The sequence below is a fragment of the uncultured Thiodictyon sp. genome, from assembly GCF_903946935.1.
In the GTDB taxonomy this organism is placed as follows: domain Bacteria; phylum Pseudomonadota; class Gammaproteobacteria; order Chromatiales; family Chromatiaceae; genus Thiodictyon.
Genome location: NZ_CAJAXH010000043.1, coordinates 1 through 16,418 on the forward strand (window position 1 = coordinate 1; position 16,418 = coordinate 16,418).

Annotated in this window: 9 protein-coding genes and 1 rRNA gene; 4 read left to right on the forward strand and 6 right to left on the reverse strand. The window is 65.1% G+C overall.

Annotated elements, in window-relative coordinates; all coding sequences use genetic code 11:
• A 5S ribosomal RNA gene (rrf, locus tag QZX93_RS04655) occupies positions 1 to 92 on the forward strand; the annotation flags it as partial.
• Between the two features lie 95 nt (positions 93 to 187).
• On the opposite strand, the gene QZX93_RS04660 is transcribed toward rrf, so the two are convergent.
• On the reverse strand, positions 188 to 1,096 hold the full coding sequence (locus QZX93_RS04660; protein WP_295385192.1) for a LysR family transcriptional regulator: 909 nt from the start codon (positions 1,094 to 1,096) through the stop codon (positions 188 to 190).
• A gap of 203 nt (positions 1,097 to 1,299) precedes the next feature.
• Here QZX93_RS04660 and QZX93_RS04665 point away from each other — a divergent pair, with 203 nt between their 5' ends.
• The 3 genes from QZX93_RS04665 to cbbX all read left to right on the forward strand — a co-directional run bounded on the left by QZX93_RS04665 (position 1,300) and on the right by cbbX (position 4,456).
• Complete coding sequence (locus QZX93_RS04665; protein WP_295385194.1) at positions 1,300 to 2,778, forward strand: ribulose-bisphosphate carboxylase large subunit; 1,479 nt, start codon at positions 1,300 to 1,302, stop codon at positions 2,776 to 2,778.
• A 23-nt stretch (positions 2,779 to 2,801) separates the two neighbouring features.
• Positions 2,802 to 3,236 carry a ribulose bisphosphate carboxylase small subunit gene (locus QZX93_RS04670; protein WP_295385196.1) on the forward strand — a complete coding sequence of 145 codons (435 nt, stop codon included), beginning with the start codon at positions 2,802 to 2,804 and terminating at the stop codon, positions 3,234 to 3,236.
• 239 nt (positions 3,237 to 3,475) lie between these two features.
• Positions 3,476 to 4,456, forward strand: coding sequence for a CbbX protein (gene cbbX / locus QZX93_RS04675; RefSeq protein WP_295385198.1), 981 nt, complete (start codon positions 3,476 to 3,478; stop codon positions 4,454 to 4,456).
• A gap of 142 nt (positions 4,457 to 4,598) precedes the next feature.
• On the opposite strand, the gene QZX93_RS04680 is transcribed toward cbbX, so the two are convergent.
• The 5 genes from QZX93_RS04680 to QZX93_RS04700 all read right to left on the reverse strand — a co-directional run bounded on the left by QZX93_RS04680 (position 4,599) and on the right by QZX93_RS04700 (position 16,078).
• Entirely contained in the window at positions 4,599 to 6,710 is a 2,112-nt protein-coding gene (locus tag QZX93_RS04680) for a DEAD/DEAH box helicase (protein ID WP_295385200.1), read from the reverse strand.
• A complete protein-coding gene (brxD, locus tag QZX93_RS04685) occupies positions 6,707 to 8,017 on the reverse strand; it encodes a BREX system ATP-binding protein BrxD (protein WP_295385202.1) in 1,311 nt (436 codons plus the stop codon). Before brxD ends, QZX93_RS04680 begins: the two co-directional genes overlap by 4 nt.
• A gap of 141 nt (positions 8,018 to 8,158) precedes the next feature.
• Positions 8,159 to 10,870 carry a BREX-2 system phosphatase PglZ gene (gene pglZ, locus QZX93_RS04690; RefSeq protein WP_295385205.1) on the reverse strand — a complete coding sequence of 904 codons (2,712 nt, stop codon included), beginning with the start codon at positions 10,868 to 10,870 and terminating at the stop codon, positions 8,159 to 8,161.
• Entirely contained in the window at positions 10,870 to 14,547 is a 3,678-nt protein-coding gene (locus QZX93_RS04695; protein ID WP_295385206.1) for a phage resistance protein, read from the reverse strand. Before QZX93_RS04695 ends, pglZ begins: the two co-directional genes overlap by 1 nt.
• Before the next feature lie 49 nt (positions 14,548 to 14,596).
• On the reverse strand, positions 14,597 to 16,078 hold the full coding sequence (locus tag QZX93_RS04700; RefSeq protein ID WP_295385208.1) for a Fic family protein: 1,482 nt from the start codon (positions 16,076 to 16,078) through the stop codon (positions 14,597 to 14,599).
• Positions 16,079 to 16,418 lie beyond the last annotated feature (340 nt).

Genomic DNA, 16,418 nt, shown 5'->3' on the forward strand with positions numbered 1-16,418 from the left:
CCACCTGATCCCATCCCGAACTCAGAAGTGAAACGGTGTATCGCCGATGATAGTGTGGGGTCTCCCCATGTGAAAGTAGGTCACTGCCAGGGCCTTCTACAAAAAACCCCCGCGCCTCACGGTTCGGGGGTTTTTCTTTGCGGTGAGTCATCTGCGGCTTCACTGCACTCTCTCGCGCTTGGCCGCTTTAGTTCGGCTCCGTGGAATGCTTAGGGGCATCCTTGAGATAGTCGAGGAAGGTGCTGGCGACAACGGATAAGCGTTTGCCGGACGGATAAACGACGAACCAATGGCGCACGATGGGGAATCCCTCCACGTCCAGAATGGCGAATTGACCCAGGGGTGGGTCAAGCCCCAGCGTGTGGCGCGATAGGACGGATACGCCAAGCCCGCCGACGATGGCCTGCTTGATTGCCTCGTTGCTGCCCAGCTCCATGCGCACCTTCAGCTTCAGGCCGTGCTCGGCGAAGGTCCGTTCGATTGCCGCGCGGGTTCCCGAGCCAAGCTCCCGTAACAGAAAGGGCTCCTGGGCCAGGCGCGCCAGCGGGATCCGGTGCTCGCCGGCCAGTGGATGCCGCGCGGGTGCCAGCACGACCAGCGGGTTTTCCAGAAAGGGCTCGGCCACGATGTCCATCTCCTCAGGCGGCTGGCCGAGGATGTAGAGATCGTCTTCATTGGCGGCGAGCCGCTCCAGCACGTGCTCACGGTTCGCCACCTTGAGCGCCACCTCGATCCCCGGGTACTGCTCCCAGAAGAGTCCCAGCAGGCGCGGTGCGAAGTATTTCGCGGTCGTGACCACGGCCAGCCTGAGCCGGCCCTGTTTCAGGCCCTTCATGTCGGCGAGCGTCATCTCGAAGCGGGCGAAATGGTCCAGCATCTCGCGGGTGAACGCCTGGAGTGCGCGGCCGGCGTCGGTCAGATACATCCGCTTGCCCACCTGCTCGAACAGGGGCAGGCCCACCGCGTCCGTGAGCTTCTTGATCTGCATCGAGACCGTCGGCTGCGTGAGGTGCAACTCCTCGGCGGCGCGGGTGAAACTGCCGAGGCGCGCGATGGCCTCGAACACCTCGAGCTGACGCAGGGTACTGTGGCGCATCGCGACCCCCTGACAACGATAGATGATGATCTATGGTATCGGTCGAAAACATTGACTGTTATCCATGCTAACCCTTTGGCACCATCGCGTCACGCTCTGCGGTCACCCCGACGTCCTGCGCCCAATCCCGGGTATGACGCGAGGCCATGCCGTTGAGCTGAACCGACGAATGCTGTTCACCGAACTCGCCACTGGAGATCGTCATGGGTAAGCCGGAAACCGTCCTCGACGCCAAGCAGCGCTATTCCGCGGGCGTCATCCCCTACAAGAAAATGGGCTATTGGGAGCCTGACTACTGCCCGAAGGTCACCGATGTCATCGCACTCTTCCGCATTACGCCCCAGGAGGGGGTGGACCCTGAAGAGGCCGCCGCGGCGGTCGCGGGCGAATCCTCCACGGCGACCTGGACCGTGGTCTGGACCGACCGCCTGACCGCGTGCGAACTCTACCGCGCCAAGGCCTATCGGGTGGATGCGGTCCCCAACACCGGACCCGGCACGACGATCGATCAGCAGTATTTCGCCTACATCGCCTACGACCTGGACCTATTCGAGCCCGGTTCCATCGCCAACCTCACCGCCTCCATCATCGGCAACGTCTTCGGCTTCAAGGCGGTGAAGGCGCTACGTCTGGAGGACATGCGACTGCCGGTCGCCTACCTCAAGACCTTCCAGGGGCCGGCCACCGGGGTAGTGGTCGAGCGCGAGCGGCTCGACAAATTCGGACGCCCGCTGCTCGGCGCGACCACCAAGCCCAAACTTGGCCTGTCCGGGCGCAACTATGGGCGGGTCGTTTACGAGGCGCTCAAGGGCGGGCTCGACTTCGTGAAGGACGACGAGAACATCAACTCGCAGCCCTTCATGCACTGGCGCGACCGCTTCCTCTACTGCATGGAGGCGGTGAACCGCGCTTGCGCCGCGACCGGCGAGGTCAAGGGGCATTATCTCAATGTCACCGCCGGCACCATGGACGAGATGATCGAGCGCGCCGATTTCGCGAAAAGCCTGGGCTCGGCGATCGTGATGATTGATCTCGTCATCGGCTACACCGCCATCCAGAGCATGGCCAAGTGGGCGCGCAACAACGACATGATCCTGCACCTGCACCGCGCGGGCAACTCGACCTATTCGCGACAGAAGAACCACGGGATGAACTTCCGGGTCATCTGCAAATGGATGCGCATGGCCGGGGTCGATCATATTCACGCCGGGACCGTGGTGGGCAAGCTGGAGGGCGACCCGCTGATGATCAAGGGCTTCTACGACACCCTGCGCGAGACCCATACGCCCATGTCGCTGGAGCACGGGCTCTTCTTCGATCAGGACTGGGCCTCGCTCAACAAGGTGATGCCGGTGGCGTCGGGCGGCATCCATGCCGGTCAGATGCATCAGTTGATCCACTACCTGGGTGAGGACGTGGTACTCCAGTTCGGCGGCGGCACCATCGGCCACCCGCAAGGCATCCAGGCGGGTGCCATCGCCAATCGCGTGGCGCTGGAGGCCATGATCCTGGCGCGCAACGAGGGCCGCGATTATCTCAACGAAGGCCCGCAGATCCTGGAGGCGGCCGCCAAGTGGTGCAGCCCGTTGCGGGCCGCCCTGGATACCTGGAAGGACATCACGTTCAACTATGAGTCGACGGATACCGCGGACTTCGTGCCGACGGCCACCGCCAGCTTCTAACCGCATCGCCAGGAGCAACCACCATGATGACCAATCACGGCAATCGCGTCACCCAAGGGCAGTTTTCCTTCCTGCCCGACCTCAGCGACGAGCAGATCACCGCGCAGATCAAGTATGCGCTCAAGAACGGCTGGGCCGTCAATGTCGAGTACACCGACGACCCGCACCCGCGCAATACCTATTGGGAGATGTTCGGCATGCCCATGTTCGATCTCAAGGACCCCGCCGGGATCCTGATGGAGATCAACCACTGCCGCAAGACCTTCCCCCATCACTATGTGCGGGTCACGGCCTTCGACAACACCCGCGGCTGGGAGACGCCACGGATGTCCTTCATCGTCAACCGACCGGAACAGGAACCGGGCTTCCGGCTCGTGCGCACGGAACGCGACGGCCGAAGCCAGGGCTACACCATCGCCCCCTACGCGACCGAGCGACCGGAAGGCCAGCGCTATTGAGCCGCACTGAACCGCGTCCAGCGCGGCCTGCACGACCTCGAGTGCTAAGCGGGGCTTGAGACAACCGGCAAAGTCGGCGAGACGCGGTTCAGATGGATTGTTCGAACCGATCATCCGAATCGCGCCCAGCCCGGCCCCGCCGTTTGCCGCAAGCAAGCGCCAAGGCTCGAATCCGGCACGCCAAGCTCGACCGGTGGATACGACAGTTAAACCTATGAACATGCCAATGAGAGAGCGCCATGGGTAAGATGAATGACGCCGTCGCGGCCACCAGTCCGTTGAGCGGCACAGACGACGCGTCGGTCGATCTCGAGGCCGAATTCCAGGCATCCGACATTCAATCGGTCCTGGACCAACTCGACCGCGAGCTGATTGGCCTCACGCCAATCAAGACCCGCATCCGCGAGATCGCCGCCCTGCTACTCGTCGACCGGTTGCGCCGGCGCTTCGAGCTGACCTCCGAGACGCCAACCCTGCACATGTGCTTCACCGGCAACCCAGGCACCGGCAAGACCACGGTCGCCATGCGCATGGGCGAGATCCTCAAGCGGCTGGGTTACGTCCGCGAAGGTCATCTGGTGACCGTCACGCGCGATGACCTGGTCGGCCAATATATCGGGCACACCGCGCCCAAGACCAAAGAGGTCATCAAGAGGGCTATGGGCGGTGTGCTCTTCATCGACGAGGCTTATTACCTCTACAAGCCGGAAAACGAGCGTGACTACGGCGCCGAGTCGATCGAGATACTGTTGCAGGCGATGGAGAACCATCGCGACGACCTGGTCGTGATCCTGGCCGGCTACAAGGACAGAATGGACCAGTTCTTCATGAGCAATCCCGGCATGCGCTCGCGGATCGCCCACCATCTCGACTTCCCGGACTATAGTGCCGACGACCTGATGGCCATCACCAAGCTCATGCTCGCGGGGCAGTCCTATCGTCTCAGCCCAGCGGCGCAGCAGGCGCTCACTGAATACATCCCATTACGCATGACCCTGCCACACTTCGCCAATGCGCGCTCCATCCGCAATGCCCTGGACCGCGCCCGGCTGCGCCAGGCCAACCGACTCTTCGCGGCGCGCGCTCGACCGCTGACCAAGGCCGATCTGGTCACGATCGAGCCGGAAGACATCCGCGCGAGCCGCGTGTTTCGCGAAGGCAAGCCGGACGGGGAACCGCTCGCAGTTGGATTCGCGTCTCGCCAGGGGGGGCCGCGATGAGCGCCATCCGCGATCTGCCCGCGCTCAGCTCACACTCCGAGATCCGGGACCAGTAAACCAAGTTCGCAGGCTTGAAGCCGGAAAACGCCGTGTCGCAGACGCCCGAGCGCGGTCCTCGAACCGGGCGATGCGGAGTGGCGGCTCACGGCGCGGGCCTTGGGTCTACTCCCTGTTCGATCGCGGTCCTCGCGCTCGTCACATCCAGCACCCGGGCCGCCGTCATGGCCAGAATCGCAAACTCAGGCAACGCGTCGACGAATTTTATGGCGAGCGGCGCGGTCCTCGCCAGTTGGCGCGCCAGGGCAGTCGTATCGGCCTCGGACATCAGAGTACGCACCTGCGGTCGGTCAAATGCACCCTGCCCCTCCAAATAGAAGTCGTTGCTGCGTAGCCCGCGGATGCCAGGGCGTAGCACGGCGGCCAGGGTGGCATTGGCCCGTCCGCCGGCGAAGGTCCACCAACGCCATACCCCGTCACCCAGGTGTTGGATGCCGGTGCTGTCCGGTTTCAATTGGGGTAGGTCCGCCAGTAGTTCTTGGAGATGGGCCCGGGCCCGCCGCGACAGGGGAAGCCCTGCCCCGCCCGCGCACAGGATCCGCTGGACGCCCTGACAGAGCGCGCAGCCAAGGGCGCGGGAACTGGCCATCCACCGCGCCTTGCCAGGCTCGCCGCTCGGCTCGACCCAGGCCACGCGTTGCGGCCAATCCACGCTCGCCACCCGCCAACTGCGCCCGCCCAGCAGCAGGATGCAAGGGGCACCCTCCCCGCTTTTCAGTAACAGGGGATCGACCCGGCCCAACTCGACGGTCCCGTGTCGCACGGCGACCTGAATGGGGGTCGCGAATGATGAGAGCAGGTCGAGAAAATGCCGCCGGCCGTAAAGCCGTTCGCCGCGGCGACCGAAGCCGAGCAGACCGTCCTGCTCCGCCAGGATGTCGTTGGCCAACATGAACCGAGTCACCGACGCGATGCCGGTCGGCGCCAGCTCAGGGAACAGGGTTGCCAACTGCGCCAGCCAAGCGGCCGCCTCCAGCGTGCCCCCGCCTTGCAGCACCAGGGCCATCGCCTGCTGGGCGACCAGATGCCAGGGCGCGGGCGGCGGCTCGACCGGCTCCACAAAGCCGGCCTGCCACAGGGACACCAGGGCGCAGGCGATCAGGAGCGCCTCGTCCGTGGTCGTCAGGAAGAGGCAATTGCGCGGGCTGCCGGTGCGCCTGCCCGTGCGCCCCATCCGCTGCAGGAAGGACGACACCGTGGCCGGCGCGTCGAGCTGGATCACATGGTCCAGATCCCCGACATCGATGCCCAACTCCAGGGTACTGGTCGCCACGATGACGCAGTCGCTGTCCTGGCCGAAGGCCTGTTCCGCATGATGGCGTTCCGCCGCGCTCAACGAGGCGTGAGAGACGAAGGTCCGCACCCCCAGGTCCCGCAGGGCGCTGCTCAGTGCTTCGACCCGGGCGCGGCTGTCACAAAACACCAGGCGCTTGGCGCCGCGGTGCAATCGGGAGATCACGGTCGCTGCATTCGCGACGTTCCCGACGAAGTCGATGGTAACCTGCGCCTCCCCCGCGGGCGCGGGTTCGCCGACCACGACCCCCACGCCCCCCCCAACACCGCCGGCCGTCAACCAGCCGAGCAGTGCGTGCGGGTTGCCGATGGTCGCCGACAGCCCGATCCGTTGAATCCGCCCGGCGGTAAAGGCCCCCAGCCGTCCCAAGAGCGAGCGCAGGTGCCAGCCCCGGTCGTCCCCGGCAAAGGCGTGCAACTCATCGATGATCGCCACCCGCAGCGCACCGAACCAGGTCCCTCGATCCAAGCGCCGCGAGATCAACATCCCTTCCAGCGACTCCGGGGTCGTCAACAGGATGTCCGGTGCCTCGCGCAGGCTCCGGGCCTTGGCGCCGTGGCTGATATCGCCGTGCCAGACCTGCACGCGCCGCCCAACCAGGGCGGCATAGCGGCTCAAGCGCTGCTCCAGGTCGTTGAGCAGGGCCTTGAGCGGGCAAATGTAGAGGACGCTTAACCCGCGCCAATCCTCCGTCAGCATGCGCGAGAGCACCGGCAGCAGTGCCGCCTCGGTCTTACCGCCCGCCGTGGGCGCCAGCACCAGGCAATGGTGCCCGGCCAGGATGGGCACGATCGCCGCCAACTGCTGGGGGCGTAGCTGTTGCCAGCCCAGTGAGTTGACGACGTGATATTGAACCGCCGGATGCAGCCGCTCGAATGCATCCATGGCCACGGTTGGGCTCACAGTTCGATGTCGTCCACGCCGCTCGCGGCCCGGCCGGCGCGCTCCTGGGCGGACAGCTCAGTGTCCGCAATCGTCAGCGCGTAGTGGGCGCGCGGGTCGAAGTCGGGATAGCGATCGACCCGGTCCAGCACATCGCCGACCAGTTTCTTGAGAAAAACCCGCGGCGCCACCCCCACCCGACCGCCCAGATTGCCTGTGACCGCTTGAGCAAGTGCGGCGATATAGTCATCGTTCACGCGCTGCGACACCCGCTCCGGGGCCTGGCAGCCCGACCCATAGATGTCGCGCACCTTGCGCCCGACCGCGGCCAATAGCTGCTGATCGAAGCCGGGCAGCCGGATCTGCACCGCCCGTGGATTGTCGAAGCGCGCGTCCGTCATAAAATCGGTATGTAGTCGCTGGGCCAGGGGTGCCAGGCGCTGTGCGCCCTGGGGTCCGTCGAAGAAGGCCGGCGTACCGGTGATGAGTAGATAGAGTCCGGGGAAACGCCCGGCATCGATCTCGTCGATCCACTGGCGCAGGGCATTGAGACCCTTTTCACGGGTGTCGGTGCGCATGCGCTGCAGGGTCTCGACCTCGTCGAGCACCAGCAACAACCCGGAAAAACCGGAATCGCGTAGGATGATGAGCAAACCCGACAGAAAGTTGCCGGCGCCAAAATGATCGATCTCGCCCTTGATGCCGGCCGCCCGGCGAATCGGTGCCGCCACATTGGGTTGTCCGGACAGCCAGGCGATCAGCCCGTCCGCCAGGGCGTGATCCTCGGCCTGTAAGGCGCGGCGATAGGCGCGCAAGGTGGCAGAAAAGGCCGGTGCGACCTTGGTCACCGCCGCCAGGCGGGTCTCCATCAAGGCTTCCGTGGCGACGATCAGTGCGTCCCCATCCTGGGCGTCGATGCGACCGTCGGCCAGTACGTCCTGTTCCAGCGCGTAAAACCAGCCGTCGACGATGCCCCGGAAGGCGCCTTCGCCCGAATCGGCGGTGCTGATCCGCTCCACCACCCGCCGGTAGAGGGTTTCCATCCGGTGCAACGGGGTGTCCGTTTCGGAAATCTGCACCTCGCTGGTGGCCAGCCGACGGGTGCGCGCGCGCTCCTGCAACCAGCGGCCGAAGAAGGTCTTGCCGGCACCATAGTCCCCGCGCACCGCCTTGAAGAGGCCACGTCCGAGCGCCGCGGCGTCCAGCTCTTCATCCAGCGTGGCAGCAAACCGCTCGATCCCGACGGCGAGTGTATCCAGTCCATTCTGCGGGACCGTGCCGCGCCGCAGGGCGTCGACGATCTCGGCGCGTCTGTGCTGACTGACCATTTGCTTCAGTCGTCCGCAAATGAACGCAAATGAACGCAAATGAAAGAGACATTACGAGGAGGCCGTAGCGAATACTTGCCCAATCGCAAGAGCGGTGTTAGCAGCGTGGTGCGTGCCGCGCGCCTGGTCCGGCCGAGTGTCTTATTTGCGTTCATTTGCGTTCATTTGCGGACAATAGCTTTTTAAGTCGAATTGCACATCCAGCAATTCACGGTTGAATTCGATCTGCCCCGTCGCCTCGTTCAGGGTCAATACCGCGGACTGATCCAGGTTGAGCACGCGCCGGGCGGCATTCACGAAACCGCTCACGCGCATCAGCGGCATCCCCAGGCGTTGCGCGAGGGCCGTCTTGCCGAGCTTACCGCCCCGCGTGTCGAGCGCTTCCAGCAGGCGCCGAACATCCTCGTCCTGAGGTGCGACGCGAGCGGCCAATTGGCGCTGCTGGCGATAGGTCGGGCTCGCGAGCAGGGCCGCAATCCAATCCACCGGGGCCGCCGGTGGCGCCCCCAGTGGCACATGGCCGAAGAGGTCGGGCATGGTCTCATCCCGGGCACGGCGTTTCTGCTTGGGGACGACCGGCACGGGCGGGCCAACCGCGCTCCTGATGGTGTCCTCCCACCACTCCGGCTGGCTGGGCGGCGCGGGCGTCCAGCCATCGAGGCTGCACAGGGGTGGGATGAACACGCTCAATGGCACCACCACCTCCTGCGGCGATACCCCACCGTGGTAACCGTTTTTCTTGCCGCTGTAACGCAGGCGCTCACTCCAGGCGCAAACGATGCGGCGCCCGCCGTTGGGTGTACACACCCGCCCACCTTCGAGCAGGGTTTCATCCCCCTGGACCGGGCCGCCTTCGCCATGGATCGCGTTGCGCCAGCGGTCGCCATCGGCCGCGGTGCGCTGTACGGTCTGCTCGTCGATGACATGGCCATGATCGGCGGTGATGATCAGGGTGCGCCCCGCCGCGCTCGCCTCATAGAGCAGGGGGCGCAGCAGCCGCAAATCGTCCAGTGACCAGCGCAGGTGGAGTTGATCCGAGCCGCGCAGATGGTCGTCCACCGCGTTGTAGACCAGACCGACCACGCGTCGGGTGGCGGTGCCGATCATCGCGCGCACCGGCTCGGCCAGGCCGCCGGCCTCACCGAGTTCGCCCTTGTGGAACAGGATGGGTTTACCGCCCGACTTGGACGCCGCCAGCAGGCCCTCATGGGCGGCGAAGGCCGTCTTTTCCTGGTGTGCCGCCCCGGCGGTCAGTCGCCCCGCCAGCAGGCTCGCCCGGCTGATCTCGGTGACGGTCGGTAGGGCCGCGATGCCCACCCGGGCGTGGGCGGCGTCCATGGGGATCTGCTCCATCCAGCCGGCGCGCATCAGGTCCGCACAAATCTCCCGGAAGACGGGCAAGCTCAACCCATCGACCACCAGGAACAGCACCGGCGCCTGCCGGGTCAGGGGGGCCAAGAGCTGCTCCAACACCGACTCGACCGGCAGGCAATCCGCGGCCGGGACGGGTTCGAGGTTCCAGGTCGCGAGCGCCGCGGCAAACCGCCGATTGAAGTCTTCGCGCCGTTCCCGCACCCGCGCGGCCAGTACCCTGTAGGTCGCTGACAGCCCCGCCAGTTCATCCCCCCCCAACAGCTTGATCCGCGCCCAATCGACATAGGCGCCATCGGTGGCATAGCGCTGCGCCAGGTTGGGGAAACCGGTGGCCGGCGCCACGGTGGGCGCTTGGTTGGCAACCAGCCAGCGTGCCAGACGCAAGGCCATCTGCACCCGCTCAACGCGCGTCCCGGGTCGGTCGCCCAGGTCGTGCTGGAGTACCGCACTGGCGGCCTCCTCCACCCGGCCCAACGCGGCCATGGATGCTTGACCCAACAGGGTGTCCAAGGCCTGTCCAAACACCGCGAGCCGCGCCTCGAAACCGCTCGGCAGCACCTCGCTCAATCCCGCGTAGCCGACCAGATGCAGTTCCCGTAGCAGGCCTTCCGCCCGCTCGATCGCGGGTCGGGCGCTCTCGTCCGGTAGGCTGCGCAGCAACCAGATCGCCGCGTCCGCCCAGCGGCGGCCTTGTGGCGGCGCACTGCGCCGGTCCCCGGTGTAGCGCTCCAGGCGCACCGCGGCCGCCGCCAGTTCCGGCACTCCAACGCCCCCCGGGGCGAGCACCAAACTCCACAGTAAGCCGATGGGCAGTGCGTAGGCGGCGTTGCCCGCGGCCACGCAACCCATGACGAGTTCACCCACTGGGCCCGCGCAGTCGGCGAGCCAGGCCAGGATCGGCGGCTGGATCTCTGCGGGCAGTCGCATAAAGCGCCCGACCTGATCCGCCGCCATGGTCCAACGCAGCAGGCTCACCAAGTCCGGGCGCGCCTGCGGCAGGCCGAGGCTGCCGTTCAACACCTGCTTCCACGCAGTGTCCAGGTCCAGAAAACCCCCGGCAACGGGCGGATAACCGCCGGTCGGCAGGTACTCAAGCAGCGCCGGCGCCATCCAGCCAAGCGCGGCCAGACGCGAATCGATCTCGGTGGCCTGAAACACCTGACGGACCATGTCCCAGCGCTCGACCTGAAAGACGCGCCCCCGGGAGAGCCGCGCGAGCGTGTCGGCGCCGAGTGCGGCATCGCTTAAGTGCGTCAGCAGGATGACGCCATCGGCTGGCGACGCCTCCACCTGGATCAATGCCTGGCGTGCGGCGAGGCTGGATGGACACCAGTGCAGCCGAAACGCCCGCTCACCCACGGACACAGAGTCCGGCAAGCCTTGCGCCGTCGGGGAGCGGATGGCGATGCAACGGGCGTGCGGGTCCCGCGCCAACACGGCCTGGACTTGGGCGACAATCTGATTGCGCGTTGGCACCATCAGGTCTTACCGGTGATCTTGAGCAAACGCCAACTGACCGATAGGCGCAGCGCGCTGTCCTGATCCATCTCGGTACGAATGGCGTCCAGCAGGGTCCGTGCCTGCCCAAGATCGAGATTCACCGCGGCGGCCTCACGCACCACGATCGTCTCTGGTTCGGGCCTTGGCGGCTTCGGTGGTTCGGGTGGGAGCGGTGTAACAGGTGGCTTGGGTACATCGGTCAACAGCCGTAACGCCTTGGCCTGCTGCTCGTCCAAGGCCGGCTTGAGGGCGATGACGTGCTCGTCCGCGGCCAGGACCTCGGCAATCCGGGCCTTGATCCCCAAGGCGGCCGCCCGGCGGTGGTCGGACAGGGCGGTCGCTGCCTCAAACAGCTCCCATCCCATGCGCAACGACTCGTCCAGCGGCTTGGCCCGGGCCAGGGTCTGTGCCATCGCGGCCTCTGAGGTCTCGATGGGGCTCTGCGCCAGCACGCTGACCACCTGGTCTGGTTCTGCGCTCCCCAGTGCGGCCAGTAGTGCCTGGGCCGAGCGCGCGGTGATCAGGCGGGGGGGCTCGGCGGCCTGGGTCTCATCGCCGGCCCCATAGGCCGCCAGCCGCTGTTGCAGGCTGATCAATAGGCTAGCCAGCGGCGTCTTGGCCTCCCGCGCCTTGGCGAGCACATCCTCCACCAGCTTCGCGACATTGGCGGCCGTGCGGGAGCGCAGCGCGGTCAGTCCGAACAGCGCCCCGGCCCGCGTCGCCGCCCGCTCCCAATCCGCAAGCCCTGGCAGCGCCTGCTCGCGCAGTTCCAGCGCCCCGGGGAGGTTGTCCAGGCTGGGCTGGAAGGGGCCCTGGTTGAGAAAGAAGGAACGGTTGGTCTGACCGGCGAAGACCAGCACGATCAGGTTCGCCACTTCCGTCGGCAACCCCATGGCCTGGGGCTGGTCCAGCCACTGGCGCAGCCGGGCCACGGTGATGGGTCCGCCCTCGCGCGCCTGGGTCTGCTCGAAATGGGCCTTCCAATGCTGACCCAGCACGAAATGGGTCTCGCCCATCTCGCCTAGATTCAGTGGACCCGCAATCGCGCGCACCAGCGCCCGGGTCGCCTTATCCGACACCGGCACGCGGCCATCGGTGGCCTCCAGGGCGCGCCCGAGCTCAGGCCAGACCTTCTTCAAGGCGGCCGATTTGACCTCGGTATCGAAGCGGGGATGGGCGGGGAACCGATGGCTGAAGAGCTGATCCAACAGGCCCTCGAACGCCCCCTTGAGGTCCGCACCGACCGGCGGGCGGGGCTTAAGGGTCGGGTCGAGCGACCGGAACTGGTCGTCCGGGCTCAAGCGGCTGGCGATGGCGTCGCGCGGCTCGCCCGCGATGCCATACGCCACCTCCAGACATTGCCGTAAGCGGCTCTGGAGCTGGTCGCGGCTATTCTTTGCCAGCGCCCGCGCCGGCCCCCGATCCACCAGGGACAGATGGCCGGCATATTCGTTGAACCGCTCGCCGGTCAGGATGTAATCCAGTACCACGAGTCGAGCCAGATCGCGCAGCGTCCGCTCGGACAGGAAGGAGGGCAGCCACACCAGGGTGCGCGTATCGCCGCCCCGGTATTCGCAGAGGCGAGCCAGGTCGTCGGCCGGGGTCCGGTTGGCCGCGTCGAAGGGATAATCCACCACCACCGTCCAACTGCCGTCGCGGCCGCGCAGGCGGTCATCCGCCAACTCGCGCACGTTCTCGTAGACCACCTCCACCTCACGCCGGGTCCCGCGCCAGGTATAGGTATACATGGTGAACAGATCGTTCGTATCGGCGATACCGAGGCTTCCGAACAACAACTCGCGGACCTTGCGGCGCCGGTTGCCGGCATTATCCTGATCACTGGCCGCACGCACGATGGGTTCGATGTCCACCCCGGTCACCGCAATGGAGATCACCGGATTGGCATCGTCGGTGACCTTGATCTCACCCACCTCGGCCGCCCAGTCCCGGCAGCGGCGCAGCACGTCCTGGCCCTCCCGACCGGGGATCGGCGAGCGAAACGAGCCATGATTGAGCGCGGCCAGCCGCGGCGCGGTCAGCGCCTTGAGCGTGTCCACCTCCGGCACCAGTGCCGCCAGCAGCAGGGTCTTAATGAGCCGCGCGTCGTTGCGCAGGTTCCTGGCCTTACCGGCGTCGGCATGGCCCGCCATGAGGTCCTGCCAGGTCACGCCATGGGTGCGCTCCAGGAGCGGCAGCAGCCGCTGATGATAGAGCCGCTTGGCATTATCGAAATGAATGCGCATGGCATCGGAGAAAGGCTCGTCGCCCTGCGCGATCACGTCATAGAGGTCGCCCACCGGGATGATCTGACCCAGCTCCAGGTCCTCGCGCCGGTCCACCAGCAATTGCAACATCAGCTTCAGGGCGGTGCGCTCGCGTTGCAGCACCGATGAGACCGCAATCAAGGCCTGCACCAGGGCCGGACTGAAGGGATAGACCTGGCGGAACATCTCCCGATCCGCGGTGGTGGTCAGCAGGGTATCCAGCACCTCGCGACGCACTGACAGAAAGCCGTTAAAGGCCTGTTCCAGCTCCTGGCGTGCGGCCTCGCTGCTGGGGCGCAGCACCCGTTTCTCGGCGATGGCCGGGAGGTTGCGGTCTTCGAGCGTGATGACATGGAAGCGCGCCTCCCAGTGCTTGAGCACATCCGCAAACTGAAGCTGCAAGGCCCCGGCCAGGTTCTCGCCCACGAGCTCGCGGAGGTCCCGCTGACGGGCGACAAAGCTCACCAGCGGGATCGGCCGGTCCGCGTGGGTGGCCTCCACCAGCTTCACGAGCTTGGTGCCCTCGCTGCTGACAAAGGAGACATCCGCCGCCCGGCTCGCCAGCCACAGGATCAGCTCGTCCAAGAACAGGATCACCGCGTCATAGCCCAGTGCCTGGGCATGGCGACTCATGATGGACAGCCCCAGATCCAGGCCCACAAAGCCGCGTTCCTTGAGCTGGTTGTTGGCATCCACCTCGGAGAAGTTCGCGGCGAACTCCGCATACGAGGGAAAATAGGACGCAATCAGACTGCTGACGAGGCGAATCCGCTCCTCACCATTCGGCGCCTCCAGGGTGGCCGCCTCGAAGCTGCCGGCATCCCAGCCGCCATCCAGGTCCCCCCAAGTGCCACCCGGCGCCGCGTTGAGCCGGCCGAAGAAGGGCGCATCCCCCAATTGAGTGCGCAGCCCCTGGGCATCCTGAAAGAGGCGATCGGCCAGATAGAACCCGGGCACCGGCGCCTCCGGGTGCAGACGCCTGACATAATCGGCGTACTGGCCCAGGATGGCCGACTCCATGTCACGCGCCCCGATCATGTGATAGGGCACCAGCAGGAAGCGGCGTCCCTGGGTCCAGTCATTGTGGCGAGCCACCAGGCCGGAAAGCTCAGTGATGGAGCGCGCCTGCACGTTGCCGGCGAGCAAGAGATTCAACACCGCCATGAAATGGCTCTTACCCGAGCCGAAGCTGCCGTGCAGATAGGCCGCCTTGCTGCTGTGACCCTCCACCGCCTGGCGGATAAAGCCCAGGGCATTATCGAAGCACTGCACCAACTGGGGCGTCACCACATAGTCGCGCAGCGTCTGCTCGGCGTGACTCACCCCCTGCGTCAGCTTCAGGACGAAATCGCCCTGGTGGACCCGCTCGGGGATGGCAATGATGTCCTTCATCAACGTCATATCGTAACCCCGTCCCGGTGATTATCCGCCAGTCGCCAGCTCACAGCTGCCGCTGCCACATGTCGAGCCCAACCAGCACGGTCTTGTCAAGCCAGTGGTAAAAGCGATCCTTCACATCGGTGTCGGGTTCGCGATGAGAGAAATGGAAGATCTCGCTGCAAAGCTGATGTGGCCCGTCGACGCGCGTCTGTCTCGCCTCAGTGCGATCCCGATATTCCAGGAATGCCGACACCGCCATGACTCCAAGGAACTGCGTGCCTAACCCATGAAAGGCTAGTACGATATCCGTTTCACGCTCCTCATGAATGCGTAGCCGGACCCAGGCACGATGCGTCCCGGTGTCCGCATAATAGTCGAGTTGCTTAGCGATAGCGACGATCTGTTGTTTGAACCAATGGCTGTTGTTGGCATCGCTGCGATCGACCCGGCAGGTGTAACGTACGTCGATTGCGCGCAGTTGCGTGCCAAGGCGCTCGCAGACTTCGCGCAAGCGAACCTGCGTCAATTCCTCCAGCACAGCAGAGAGCGTGACCGCCGCGTTCGCCATGTCCTGCAGCTCGGAGAACTTGCGTCTGCGAACCTTCTCGGCCGCCTTTGCGATCACCTGATCCAGTGGCTCGATATGACGTAGTGCATCATCCGACAGGCTCAACGCACGAACGAACGCCGTTTTCTGTACGCGTGATACCAGGGAAACCAACGGCATTAAATCACCGGCGTCTGCGGCTTCGAGCGCGTCGATGTATTCTTCCCGGATATCGCGATTGATGACCAGGGGGAACCACCCGGCTTTTAGAAATACCAAAGAGGCCAGGGCGCGTGCTACGCGTCCGTTGCCATCCTGAAACGGATGTATCTGTGTGAAGCGGTGATGCAGCCAGGCGGCGGAGATCTCCGGGGCAACACCAGTCTGGTCCTGCTGACTATATAGCCCGATCAGATTGTCCATCTCGGCGGCCACATGCTCCGGTGGACAATACTCATGAACTGCCCCATCAGGTCGGGTGGGGTTGTTGGGTTGCAGTTTCCAATCTCCTTTGACCAGTTTGATCTGGACCGCCCGCCCCAAGGTATCGATGCCATCAGTCGTTTGCTGATTACGCGTCAGTTGGTGATGCAGTTCCTTGATATAGGAGGTCGATAGAGGTCGGCGTTGGGCGACAAAATCGAACAGCCCCTCCAGCGTTGCCTCCTGGTCTTTCAGAATCGGGAGGATCTCTGAAACCGGCCGATCCGTCGTACCATGAGGGATCAAGCTGGCCTCGAAACCGCGCTCGATAAGCACTTGTGTAATGCCACGGTCAACCGAGTAAAGGCCTTCGATGATGCCGGTTTCTATCGCCCATTCCCGCTGTAAGCGCTCATTGAAGCGAGCCATGGCCGCGGAGCCCTTAAGGCGTTGTGACTGCTCTTTCCAGATTGCCGCAAGGCTGGCGAGGTCCGGCTGTTGGTGCCGTTTCAGGTCTTCAGATAAATCGCTGATGGGTTGCCAAAGGTAGGCCCTGGTGTTCTTGGGAGTCACGAGTCGCCCTCGCTCGCCTGCTGTTTGAGCCAGGCATGCAACTCGTCCGGCACGTCACGTAAGGTCATGGTGGGCATGAGGGTTCTCCCGCAGTCAAAACGCCTTCATAGTGCCATCATTGCGAAGCCGATGTAAACCCTGGGCCTAAGCGAGCCGTTTGCGCTGCGACGTTCTTGGCCGGCGCCGCGAGGTTAGGGCAGGATGAGGCGGGGCTGAAGCGCGGGCGTGGTGTGGCGGACGCGGCCGACCTCGGGTCGCTACGGCTCCCAGTTGAGAACGGCTCTCAACAACTCCTTCCCGCGGACAGTCACGCCCGCAGGCGACGCGCGGGCGGCCTGAG

Bases quoted from the DNA above. Each gene is read 5' to 3' on its own strand.
- QZX93_RS04665 (WP_295385194.1), top strand. From the start codon at position 1,300: ATGGGTAAGCCGGAAACCGTCCTCGACGCCAAGCAGCGCTATTCCGCG.
- QZX93_RS04670 (WP_295385196.1), top strand. From the start codon at position 2,802: ATGATGACCAATCACGGCAATCGCGTCACCCAAGGGCAGTTTTCCTTC.
- cbbX (WP_295385198.1), top strand. From the start codon at position 3,476: ATGGGTAAGATGAATGACGCCGTCGCGGCCACCAGTCCGTTGAGCGGC.
- QZX93_RS04695 (WP_295385206.1), bottom strand. From the start codon at position 14,547: ATGAAGGACATCATTGCCATCCCCGAGCGGGTCCACCAGGGCGATTTC.
- brxD (WP_295385202.1), bottom strand. From the start codon at position 8,017: ATGGTCAGTCAGCACAGACGCGCCGAGATCGTCGACGCCCTGCGGCGC.
- pglZ (WP_295385205.1), bottom strand. From the start codon at position 10,870: ATGGTGCCAACGCGCAATCAGATTGTCGCCCAAGTCCAGGCCGTGTTG.
- QZX93_RS04660 (WP_295385192.1), bottom strand. From the start codon at position 1,096: ATGCGCCACAGTACCCTGCGTCAGCTCGAGGTGTTCGAGGCCATCGCG.